The sequence below is a fragment of the Photorhabdus sp. RM323S genome, assembly GCF_042879375.1.
In the GTDB taxonomy this organism is placed as follows: Bacteria; Pseudomonadota; Gammaproteobacteria; order Enterobacterales; family Enterobacteriaceae; genus Photorhabdus; species Photorhabdus tasmaniensis.
The window spans coordinates 45695-57503 of record NZ_JBHFKZ010000016.1 but is presented as its reverse complement, the minus strand read 5'-3'; the positions used below and the strand labels follow the sequence as shown (position 1 = coordinate 57503).

The window sequence follows — 11809 nt, the reverse complement described above, 5'->3', positions numbered from 1 at the left end:
AGGTTGGTATTCCTAAATGCGTTGTTGTATACATAAAAAAAGCCCAATTCACATTGGGCTTTTTTCTCAGACTTTGCATCTGATAGTGTCGGAAATTCTTTGTAGCATCTCCGAACTTAAATTTGGCTCCTCCAACTGGACTTGAACCAGTGACATACGGATTAACAGTCCGCCGTTCTACCGACTGAACTATGGAGGAATCGTTCCTGAGAACGGGGCGCATGTTAGCGATGAACTGAAACGCTGTCAACGCAAAAAATCTTATTGTTTTATTGTTTGTTCGCTATATGAACACATTGTGTTATAACTATGCTACTTTACTGAAACTGAGTACTTTTATTTATCATCGGCAATGATGTCTCTGTATGCGATTGCTCAGGGAATGCCATGATATAAACATCATAAAAATGTATTTCACCTTTCATTTTTATAATACGCTTGATTTCATCCTTTATTGCCAACGGAACATGAGGGTGGAGATGGAGTTCGTTAATGGCTTGGTCTGAGATTTTTTCGCTGACGAACCATTCGCCGTTGTAACATACTCGTAGATCAAGCACACCGATATCATCAAACCGATATACGGGCTTAATTTCGAATAATAAAACAGCCGCCATAATAATGAAAAGTACGGTGAAGGCTAGCAGTGAAAGTAAACCAAAATATGGGGCGTACCAGATAAGTGCAGAGAGAGTCAGGTAGGAAACGAGCATAGCCAGGCAAAGGTAAGGATGGTTGCTGATAAACTGGCTGTTAATACGGAGTTTGCCATCACGCTGTTCTTCAATGTTGATTCGTTCAAGATCCTGGATCAGTATCTGCTTAATGATATTCATATGTTGACCTGATTAAATGAAGAGAAAGTGAAATATTTTCATAATTATCGGTCCTTAAGGCTAGCATGAGAGAGACTAGCTGACGTAGATCAGTTGTTATATTTTAATCTATCAACTGTTATTGATTGAGATTAATCCTAGTGCTTTCATTAAGATAAAGGTTGAATAAATCAAAAAAATTTATAATTAATGACTTTATTTTTTATATTATTGCTCTAATAATGAGCGAAGGCGTTTTTTTTAAAACATGAATGCATAAAAAGGTTGCTATTCTTTTTCTATCATGAGTTAATGCAGCCGGCCTGATAAACAGACCTACTTTATGTACGACATCTTGAGTTAATGAGTTATGTGTAAGTGTTATCCTCAGATAGCCTTTGTTGACCGTTTCCTTCTTAGTGCCTCCATAAGTAATAGCTGATAACTGGCCAGTACATGCCCATGTTGGCAAAATTTTTTTGATATATAGGAAAGTCACAATGTCTGACAAAATGAAAGGTCAAGTGAAGTGGTTCAACGAGTCTAAAGGCTTCGGTTTCATCACCCCAGCTGACGGTAGCAAAGACGTATTCGTTCACTTCTCTGCCATTCAGGGTAACGGTTTCAAAACTTTGGCAGAAGGCCAGAACGTAGAATTCACCATTGAAAATGGTGCTAAAGGCCCAGCAGCAGCAAACGTAACTGCTATCTGATTGCCTGAATGATTTTTAAGTCCGTCATTGTCTCAATATAGTGGCGGGCTTTTTCTTTGTTAGAGTAATATCTTTCTTTACTTATTAAGTATTCCTGATTATACTCCGGGCAAACTTTATTGAGGAGATTAGATTCATTGGACAGTCGAAGTTTTTGGTTAAATAAAAAATAAGACGGCAAGCTGTTCATTTCCTTTCGATTTGCTGCTTGCTGAACAAGGCGGGCGGTACCACTCAAAATATCTGAGCTGTACTTACTCAAAGACGGTATTATCCGGTACTCAGTGGAGTCGCTGAGGATAGTATATTGGGTTTTCTATTATGCTGTTATATATTTACATTTTGTTACCTCCAGGTATGTACAGAAAATAATGCTGAATTAAACATTCGGCACAAATTTCTGTGTGCAAAATAAATGCACATGATTATTTATCCATTTAGTTGTATGGAGAATGTCATGTTAATAACTCCTTTTGTCTTTCACCTGTTATCAGCTATGTGCTTTGGTGCGTTAATTGGTGCTGAACGTCAATGGCGTCAACGTATGGCGGGTTTGAGAACTAATGCATTAGTTGCGACTGGTGCCGCTGTTTTTATACTCAGTTCAATAACAACTTCACCAGATAGTGCTGGTCGTATTGCTGCGCAGGTTGTTTCAGGGATTGGTTTCCTTGGTGCCGGTGTCATTATGCGAGAGGGCATGAATATTCGTGGATTAAATACCGCAGCAACTTTGTGGTGTTCCGCGGGAATTGGTGTGTTATGTGGCCTTGGGCAGTATTGGCTGGCTGCGATAGCGACAGCGATTATTCTTTGCGCAAATATATTATTACGTGAAGCTGCTCAACGCATTAATTTACAACCCAGACATCTAGCCGCTGATCAGGCACAGCGTTATAAAATTCACGTAGTGTGTGACAGTAATGATGGAGTTTTAGTAAGAACTTTAGTGTTACAGGCTCTTAATGGAGTAGCCGTGAGGCTACAATCACTGAGTTTCACTGATATGATCCAACCTGGAAAACTTGAAGTGTGTGCTGAAGTATTAGCAACACTCACTGATCAAAAAGAGATAGAAGCGATTGTTTGTCGTATGAGTTTGGAAAGAAGCGTTAGCTCAATAAACTGGAAAATTGCTTCTGAACTATAAATCTGAAAATTATTTGTATAAAACAATAATAATTTTGTTCGATAAAGAGTCACGGCTCTTCCATCATGTAAAACCAATAGAGCGTTGCCTATAGCATGTTTTTTCAGCTAGGCAACGCGTAATTAAGAAACTATTTTCCGAATAATGTGGTTTATATTTAACCAATTGCGCTTTTGCTTATTATATTGGTGGTCTTGGAAAGGATAAATTACAAACAAATCTGGTAAATCTGTGATCAGTCCAAGGGAGACAGCATGAGGTCGTAGTTTTGAAAATCCCTATTTAAGATCTGGCAATCAAATATCTTGTACCTGGCAATGATGGGTTGGTCACAAATTTGCTTTATATGGATAATAGTTTTTTTATGGTATTATTTATTAATGGTTTTATTAGAATGTGGATGGTTCGATTTAGTATTTTTTACTATTGTAATCTAATTAATTATTGAGATGTTGCTGATGATTGTCACTCTTACATCAAGTTTGGTTGGGTAAAGCTGATACCGGTATCATACGCAGGTACAGAAAAATTGATGAGTTACCATTTTATTTTGTTTGGCATCGGCTGCCTATTACTGCTCAGAACTTTCAGTGGAAATATCATTTTACTTGCAAAAGTGAAGTAGAAGAAATGATCTAAGTTTGTTCTTATATAAGAGTAAAATAGATAATAATCCTGCTTGATGAAGTATGCCGTGAAAAAATAATAGTAGTAGCTAATGGTTACCATCAGGCAAAATTTCAGCGTATTAATTCGGCAGTTCGATATTTGTTCAATGATAAAGTAAAAACTCTTACTGCTTTTTGATGGTGAAAGAGCCGTAATATTACAAGAATGACTAACTTTTTTTGTTCCCGCAGAGAAGAGAGTCACCTTTGTTATTTCTGTATTAAGAGAGTATGGAGGGACAGTAAAAGTTCTTACCGAAGATAATTCTGTTATTACTGTCATGGTTTGTCATGATGTAGGATTAGATTCCGATGTTATTTTAATAACCCAACAAACTGAGCAAGTAGGTGCTGGAATCCTGGGAAATGGAATAAGAGCGGTATTTAGTGAACTGAGGCGTTGTAAAGATCCCATGTTATAAAAGAACCGGTATACGGAGGGCCTATCTGGTAATGACATTAATAAGGCCATGGTATTGAGATATGTTGATGTTACAACAGGTACAGATAGACAAAAAAAGTGATAGATATTACCCGACTTGAGAAAAATCAGCGGGGATTAGACAAAGGATAGTTAAGGGAGATAGACGCTAGGGAATATCATCAAGTGCTTGAATATAACGGTAAGTTCAGACCTTAGTAATGTTTTTTCAATGTTAATTGTCAGCATTTTTATTTCATTTTTTCTGATGAAAAATATTCATTTACTAGTACAAAATTTGATATGTGATATTTCGTAGCTTTCTTTACATTGAGATAAAATGGATAGAGAGTTTCTGAGAAAACTTTATCAATGAGGGGTTAAAAATATTGGATATTTTATTGTATTGGCATAATTGTTTTGTTATATAGACATATATGTTGATATGAGATATTTTTTCAGTAAAAAATGTTGTACATTGGGTTTTATTTCATCCAGATTAGTGTATTAAATGGCAGATGCGGTTTGTTTGTATTTTGCTCTCATGGAGGATATCTTTTATCCAAGATACAACGGTGTGGTCAGTATTATTGATTGCATAACTGATAATGATTCTCGATATCTATTTTATTCTTTTCTCATTTAATCAGCTAATGGGTTTAGAGTTTTTGTCCTAAGAATGTTTTCTGTGGTTAGATGAGACTGTAATCAATTGTTGCATTATTTTCCATGCTTGGCGAATGGTTATGGTCATTTTAAAAAGTATAACTACTATTTATATGGGGAAATAAATCACTCATCAAAGTAATATCTTCTTTATATTTGATATGAAAATATTATGATATTTTTATTATCAATGATTATTAATTATATTATCCTGGTAGGATATTGTCTTGATTTTTATTTTACTACCTTATCATCATTGGTTGTTTTTACAACAATTATTAATTAATTATTTTGTCCTTATGGATTTGATTTTTTTATCTATGATTATCATTGAAATAAATGGTATTTAGAATGTCTATTAATTTCAGCCCTATTGGTATTTTTTACATATTAAAATAATGTTTTTGGGATGAGGGTTGTAAATTTTACATGAAATCATGTATGATGATAAAAAGTTATTTTAATAATTTTATTTAATTTGTATTATAAGAGCATGAACTCTGAAATAGTGTATGTTATTTGTCTAAATATTGATTTGTGAATTATATAATAAGTGGTGATTATATTCGTGATTGGTATTTTGTTATATATTTATGTTGATTGAAGATTTTATATCTGTAATTATATCTATTATAAATCTTTAAAGTAGAATATTAGATTAATAAATAACCTAATGTTTATTTAAAATACCTAATGTTTTTAAAGAATGTATATTGATTATGTGTAAATTTAATTAATTTATAATTTGAAACATGAAAACTAAAGGTGAAAAAGATAAAGTAATCAACAGGAGGTTTTTGTGTTTTATTATATTATGAAATATGATTTTTTGATAAATTTTTTTAATGATTTTTGTCGTTGATTTGATTGCTTGGAGTCAAAATTGTCTGCATTTTCCATTATCTTTATACTGTATATTGCCTGTTATTTAAGCAGCAAAATGCTATTGTAGTTGTTTTTTTATTCATTATCTTACTGTATTTTATACTATTTTTGTATGGTTAGTGTTATTTGAGCGTGGTGGTATGTGTTTTTAGTTAAGTCTTGCGGTTAAAAAAAATACAAATCTAAACTAAAAGTGATCATACCAGTATCTTTTTTGCAATCAAATTTTACATAAAATCAATCTGTTTTATCGTACAAATGGAAATGTCAGATCTTAGAATAAGATGATTGTTTATACCTATTACTCAGTGATAAAACTGATTTTGTTATAATTATTTGACTAAGGGAGGGTTTTTTCGTTGTTATTTTGAGTTTATAAGTTTAATAGATCGTATAAAATCAAAAAATATACCTAATATTTTTATTTAGATAATTTAACTTATTAAGATTGGGAATTTGGATTTTATTTAATTGTTTGAGTGAATAATGATCAATTTATCGATTAAATGCATATTAAAAGCCTTTATTTTTGTGAGTTATGTCACATAGTATTTAAAATTGCATTCTCTTTCCGTTGTATAAGTTGATGATTCAGGAGTAAAGTTGTTCTGCATTAAGAATATTCTTAATCGACAGTAAAAATGTTATATCAGGTAACGCGATAATACTTTTGCAGCTCACTACTGTAATATTTTTGAAGTTGGAAGAATCAAAAGTAATACAAAGGATGGTTACTGCTATGACTAAGCTTGTATATTTTAGTTATGTAAGAGATTATTAATCCCTAAGCTATTTTAGGAATTTTGTCACGAGTGGTTTTTCGAACACTTAACTGATTTTTTAATGTAATCGGACGGGATAGACAAATGAGTACGGTTGAATTGCTCAAACATATTTATGACATAAATTTATCGTATCTGCTTTTAGCTCAGCGGTTAATTAACCATGAAAAAGCATCAGCGATGTTCCGTTTAGGTATTAGCGATTCTATGGCTGATACGTTGTCTGAATTGACATTACCTCAGTTGATAAAGCTTGCCGAGACTAATCAATTAGTCTGTAATTTCCGGTTCGAAGACAGTGAAACTATTCAGCAGCTTACCAAGGAATCTCGAGTAGATGATTTACAACAAATACACACAGGCATTTTGTTATCTACTCATTTGTTTCAGCAGTTATCTTCGAAAGACGATACATCAGTGAAAAAAAGAGCATAAGAGATGGCCGAGAAAAGTATAGTTCAAGAAGCTAAGGATATACATCTTGCGATGGAACTCATCACTTTGGGCGCACGATTACAAATGCTTGAAAGTGAAACGCAATTAAGCAGAGGGCGACTAATTAAGCTTTATAAAGAATTGAGGGGAAGCCCTCCGCCTAAGGGGATGCTGCCTTTTTCAACAGATTGGTTTATGACTTGGGAACAAAATATTCATTCATCAATGTTTTATAATGCCTATCGTTTCTTACTTAAAAGCGGTTATTGCTATGGTGTGGAGGCGGTTGTTAAAGCTTATCGGCTCTATCTTGAACAATGCCCTCCTGTTGAAGGGGATGCTCCTATTCTGGCGTTGACTCGCGCTTGGACTCTGGTACGTTTTGTAGACAGTGGCATGTTGCAACCTTCACAGTGCCGTACTTGTGGAGGAACTTTTATTACTCATGCTCATCAACCTGTGAATAGCTTTGTTTGTAGTCTTTGCCAACCGCCATCACGCGCAGTAAAAAAACGTAAACTTTCCTCTCAGTCTGCCGATAGTAATTCACAACTGCTGGATGGACTTGCTCAGCGCGCAATGTGAATTTAAATGGGAAAATCATTCCTACAGGTTACGGATTTGCACTTTTTTTCTTGTAGCCTGTGTTGAAACTACAACCATTCTGGATTCAGACTGTTCAACTTCCCATCCGCTCACCAACTTAGCTAAAGGATATCGCGTGTTAGTACTTTTAGGATATATCGTAGTTTTTGGTGCGGTAATCGGTGGTTACCTGATTGTAGGTGGTCATTTGGGCGCACTTTATCAACCCGCTGAATTTTTAATTATCACTGGTGCTGGCATCGGCGCTTTTATTGTTGGTAACAACGGAAAAGCGATTAAGGCAACATTGCGTGTTTTGCCAAAGCTAATGCGCAGATCTAACTATAACAAAACGATGTATATGGATCTGATGGCTCTGCTTTTCCGATTATTAGCAAAATCCCGTATGCATGGTGTTTTAGCATTAGAGCGGGATATTGAAAATCCGCAGCAGAGTGATATTTTCACCCAATATCCACGTTTGCTTAAGGATAAACATTTGATGGATTTTGTCACCGATTACATGCGGTTGATTGTGAGTGGCAATATGAATCCTCACGAAATTGAAGCTTTGATGGATGAAGAAATTGAAACTTATGAGCAGGAAAGCGAGATCCCGGCGACCAGTCTGACGATGATTGGCGATTCACTTCCTGCTTTTGGTATTGTTGCTGCTGTCATGGGGGTTGTTAACGCTTTGGGTTCGGCAGATCGTCCGGCAGGAGAGCTTGGCGTGCTGATTGCTCATGCTATGGTTGGGACATTCCTCGGTATTTTATTGGCCTATGGTTTTGTCTCGCCATTGGCAACTTTGCTACGTCAGCGCAGTGGTGAACATATTAAAATGATGCAATGCATTAAAGTGACATTGCTATCTAGCCTGAACGGCTATGCCCCGCAAATTGCTGTTGAATTTGGCCGTAAGACATTGTACCTCACGGATCGTCCTTCTTTCACTGAGCTGGAAGAACATGTTCGTCGGGTGAAAGCGCCTGTTCAGCAAGAAACTGAAGAACAAGTATGAAGGAGCGTAACGTCTCGGTCATTAGGGTAAAAAGACGTAAAAGAAATGACATAGGACATCATGGAGGTTCATGGAAAATTGCCTATGCTGACTTTATGACTGCCATGATGGCATTTTTTCTGGTTATGTGGCTGCTGGCAATTTCCAGCCCACAGGAGTTGACCAGAATTGCAGAATACTTCCGCACCCCGTTACAAGTTGCAATAAATAAAGGGGAACGCAGCAGTGATAGCTCTAATCCTATTCCTGGGGGAGGGCAGGATATACTTTATCAGGAAGGCGATATTTTGCGTCAGGTTGAAGTCGTTGAAGATAATGATGAATCCCGCAGGTTAAACAGGTTGCGTGAGCAACTCGATCAGTTGATTATTACTGATCCCCGCCTTAAAGCATTACGTCCACATCTGTTGATTGACATGATGGATGAAGGGTTACGTATCCAGATTATTGACCGGGAAAATCGGCCAATGTTTATGATTGGCAGTGCAAAAGTCGAAAGCTACATGAGTGATATCTTGCGGGCTATTGCACCAATCCTGAACGGTATTCCAAATAAAATCAGCCTGTCCGGTCATACTGATGACTTGAAATATGCCAATGGTGATCGTGGTTACAGTAACTGGGAGCTATCCGCAGATCGGGCTAATGCGTCAAGGAGAGAGCTGCTGATAGGCGGGTTGGATGAAGGCAAGATATTGCGGGTTGTCGGTATGGCTTCAACGGTCCGCCTGAAGCAGGAAGATGCCAGTTCACCGGTTAACCGTCGCATCAGTATTTTAGTGCTCAATAAGCAAGCGGAAGAGCGGATTGAACAGCAAAACACCGGTAGCAATTCCTTGATTATTAACGATAGTCAGGAAATTCACGAGGTGATTAGAAAGGATTCGGCTGAAAGTGAGCCAACACAACAATCCAATGAAATCACAATATCGGCTCAATCAGAATCACTGAGTACTGAGCCTAATCGTGGTACCGACTAAGGTGACAAAGTAACGATGGATATTACCGCGTTTTATCAGACTTTTTTTGATGAAGCAGACGAATTGCTGGAGGATATGGAGCAGCATCTATTGCAGCTTGATCCCGATGCACCAGATCAGGAACAGTTGAATGCTATTTTTCGCAGTGCCCACTCAATAAAAGGGGGGGCTGCGACTTTTGGTTTTATCAAACTACAGCAAACTACGCATGTTCTGGAAAATTTGCTCGACAGCGCCAGACGAGATGAAATGAGTCTGACGACTGACATTATCAACCTGTTTTTAGAAGCGAAAGATATTATGCAACAACAGTTGGATGCCTATAAAAGTTCTCAGGAGCCGGATGAAAGTGCGTTTATCTACATCGGTGAGACTTTGCGCCAGCTTGCATTGGAAGTACAGAAAGAAAATGAAGGTGAGGTTGAGCCTGTCATCGCTGAGGTAGCATCAGGATTGTCTGAATCCGAACCAGAATTAAAACCGGAACCTGTTGTGACTAAAAACCAGCAAGGCAGAGTTCGGGTTCATCTGTCTGGTCTGAAAGAGCGCGAAGTTTCTTTGATGCTGGATGAACTGGCTAATCTGGGGGAGGTTTATGATGCTGAACAGACCCGGGATAGTGTGGAAGCCTCATTGGTAACATCAGCCACAGAAGATGACATTACCGCTGTGCTCTGTTTTGTGATTGAGCCAGAACAGATCACTTTTTTGCCGGTAATCGAACCAAAAGATGAAGTTAAAAACCGGGATGCAGATAAAGCCGTCAAAGTGGCGGTGCCGGAAAAAAGAGCCATACCGCCGGCTGGGCGTCCTGCACCTATGCCACCGGCTGGATCGCCACGTCAGCGTGCAGAATCTTCCAGCATTCGGGTTGCGGTTGAAAAGGTTGATCAGCTGATCAACTTGGTGGGTGAATTGGTTATTACACAGTCTATGCTGGCACAGCATTGTAACGATCTTGAACCTAATTCATATGGCGATTTACTGAATTGCATGGTTCAGTTACAACGGAATTCCAGAGATTTGCAAGAGTCTGTGATGTCTATTCGTATGATGCCAATGGAATATGTGTTCAGCCGTTATCCACGTTTAGTCAGGGATCTTGCTGGCAAACTGAATAAAAAAGTGGATCTGACTTTGGTTGGCAGTTCCACTGAACTGGATAAGAGTTTAATTGAGCGCATTATTGATCCGCTGACCCATCTGGTCCGTAACAGCCTTGATCATGGTATTGAAGAACCGGAAGTTCGACTGGCTGCGGGTAAGCCTGAAACGGGTAACCTGACACTTTCTGCTGAACATCAGGGCGGGAATATTTGCATTGAAGTTGTCGATGATGGCGCTGGGCTGAATCGTGAAAAAATTCTGGCTAAAGCGATATCACAAGGGTTATCAGTCAGTGAAAACATGAGTAACGAAGAGGTTGCTATGTTGATTTTCGCCCCTGGTTTTTCCACTGCTGAAGTGGTGACAGATGTGTCTGGCCGTGGTGTAGGCATGGATGTGGTCAAGCGAAATATTCAGGAGATGGGAGGACAAATCCAGATTAACTTCCAGGCAGGTAAAGGGACAGTGACACGAATTTTGTTACCTCTGACGTTGGCAATCCTCGATGGTATGTCAGTGAAAGTGAATGACGAAGTGTTTATTTTACCACTGAGCGCGGTAGTCAGCTCCCTTCAGCCGCAGGAAGAGGATATTTATCCATTGGCTGGCGATGAAAAATTACTGCATGTCAGAGGAGAATATTTACCACTGATTAAGTTATATCGGGTTTTTGATATTTCTGAGGCGAAAACAGATCCGACGAAAGGGATTATTGTGATTGTACAGAGTGCTGGTCGTCGTTATGCTTTGCTGGTTGATCAGTTAGTTGGGCAGCACCAGGTGGTTGTGAAAAATATCGAAAGTAACTACCGTAAAGTACCGGGAATATCCGCTGCCACAATTATGGGCGATGGAAGTGTGGCACTGATTGTTGATATTTCTGCATTGCAGCAGCTCAATCATGACCAACTGGCACTGAGCAAATCTGAGTTATTAGAAAGAAATAAGTATTGAATGGGGCTTTATCCTCATAGAAAATCGTCAAGCTCACAGCAAAAGGTAAGGTTATGTCGGCCATAGAAGCTTTTAATAAATTGTCGGGAGAAACTGCCGGGGAAGGATATCTGGTTTTTACCCTGGGTGATGAAGAATATGGTATCGAAATACTTAAAGTACAGGAGATACGTGGTTATGATCAGGTCACCCGTATTGCAAATACGCCCACATTCATAAAAGGGATAACCAATCTACGTGGTGTTATTGTTCCTATTATTGACTTGAGAATTAAGTTCGCTCAGGAAACTGTTACCTACAATGATAATACAGTGGTTATTGTGCTGAATCTGTTGAACCGAGTGGTTGGTATCGTTGTTGATGGTGTTTCAGATGTTTTATCGCTCAAAGCTGAACAAATCTGCCCGGCTCCGGAATTTGCAGTGACATTGTCTACTGAGTATCTGACGGGCTTGGGTTCACTTGATGATCGCATGTTGATTCTGGTGGATATTGAGAAGCTGCTTAATAGTGAAGAGATGGAGCTGGTAGATTCAGTGGCTAAAAACTAGCCATAAAAACTCGCCATAAAAAATAGTCATCAAGAATAGCTGCCATGACGACTAGATGGCAGCTATTTTTTGT

The 11809-nt window shown here is 38.0% G+C and carries 10 protein-coding genes and 1 tRNA gene; 8 read left to right on the top strand and 3 right to left on the bottom strand.

Going from position 1 to position 11809, the window contains the following annotated elements:
- Positions 1-123: 123 nt before the first annotated feature.
- A tRNA-Asn gene (locus tag ACGF7G_RS09545) sits at positions 124-199 on the bottom strand.
- 118 nt (positions 200-317) lie between these two features.
- A complete protein-coding gene (locus ACGF7G_RS09540; RefSeq protein ID WP_387464995.1) occupies positions 318-836 on the bottom strand; it encodes a YlaC family protein in 519 nt (172 codons plus the stop codon).
- Between the two features lie 479 nt (positions 837-1315).
- Between ACGF7G_RS09540 and cspE the strand changes: the two genes are divergently transcribed.
- The gene (gene cspE / locus ACGF7G_RS09535) at positions 1316-1528 is read left to right on the top strand and encodes a transcription antiterminator/RNA stability regulator CspE (RefSeq protein ID WP_010847246.1); all 213 of its coding nucleotides are present in this window, start codon (positions 1316-1318) and stop codon (positions 1526-1528) included.
- Here the strand turns inward: cspE and ACGF7G_RS09530 are convergent.
- Entirely contained in the window at positions 1521-1790 is a 270-nt protein-coding gene (locus tag ACGF7G_RS09530; protein ID WP_387464993.1) for a hypothetical protein, read from the bottom strand. The genes cspE and ACGF7G_RS09530 overlap by 8 nt on opposite strands.
- Positions 1791-1985: 195 nt before the next feature.
- On the opposite strand from ACGF7G_RS09530, the gene ACGF7G_RS09525 reads away from it, so the two are divergent.
- The 7 genes from ACGF7G_RS09525 (at position 1986) to cheW (ending at position 11736) form a co-directional block, all read left to right on the top strand.
- The gene (locus tag ACGF7G_RS09525; protein WP_387464991.1) at positions 1986-2678 is read left to right on the top strand and encodes an MgtC family protein; all 693 of its coding nucleotides are present in this window, start codon (positions 1986-1988) and stop codon (positions 2676-2678) included.
- 3506 nt (positions 2679-6184) lie between these two features.
- Entirely contained in the window at positions 6185-6535 is a 351-nt protein-coding gene (gene flhD / locus ACGF7G_RS09520; protein ID WP_133815925.1) for a flagellar transcriptional regulator FlhD, read from the top strand.
- 3 nt (positions 6536-6538) lie between these two features.
- Positions 6539-7120, top strand: a complete 582-nt coding sequence (gene flhC, locus ACGF7G_RS09515) for a flagellar transcriptional regulator FlhC (RefSeq protein ID WP_133815924.1) — start codon at positions 6539-6541, stop codon at positions 7118-7120.
- A gap of 136 nt (positions 7121-7256) precedes the next feature.
- Positions 7257-8144, top strand: coding sequence for a flagellar motor stator protein MotA (motA, locus tag ACGF7G_RS09510; RefSeq protein WP_387464988.1), 888 nt, complete (start codon positions 7257-7259; stop codon positions 8142-8144).
- Complete coding sequence (gene motB, locus ACGF7G_RS09505) at positions 8141-9124, top strand: flagellar motor protein MotB (protein ID WP_387464986.1); 984 nt, start codon at positions 8141-8143, stop codon at positions 9122-9124. Before motA ends, motB begins: the two co-directional genes overlap by 4 nt.
- 15 nt (positions 9125-9139) lie before the next feature.
- The gene (cheA, locus tag ACGF7G_RS09500) at positions 9140-11185 is read left to right on the top strand and encodes a chemotaxis protein CheA (protein WP_387464984.1); all 2046 of its coding nucleotides are present in this window, start codon (positions 9140-9142) and stop codon (positions 11183-11185) included.
- A 53-nt stretch (positions 11186-11238) separates the two neighbouring features.
- Positions 11239-11736, top strand: a complete 498-nt coding sequence (gene cheW / locus ACGF7G_RS09495; protein ID WP_387464982.1) for a chemotaxis protein CheW — start codon at positions 11239-11241, stop codon at positions 11734-11736.
- Positions 11737-11809: the final 73 nt, after the last annotated feature.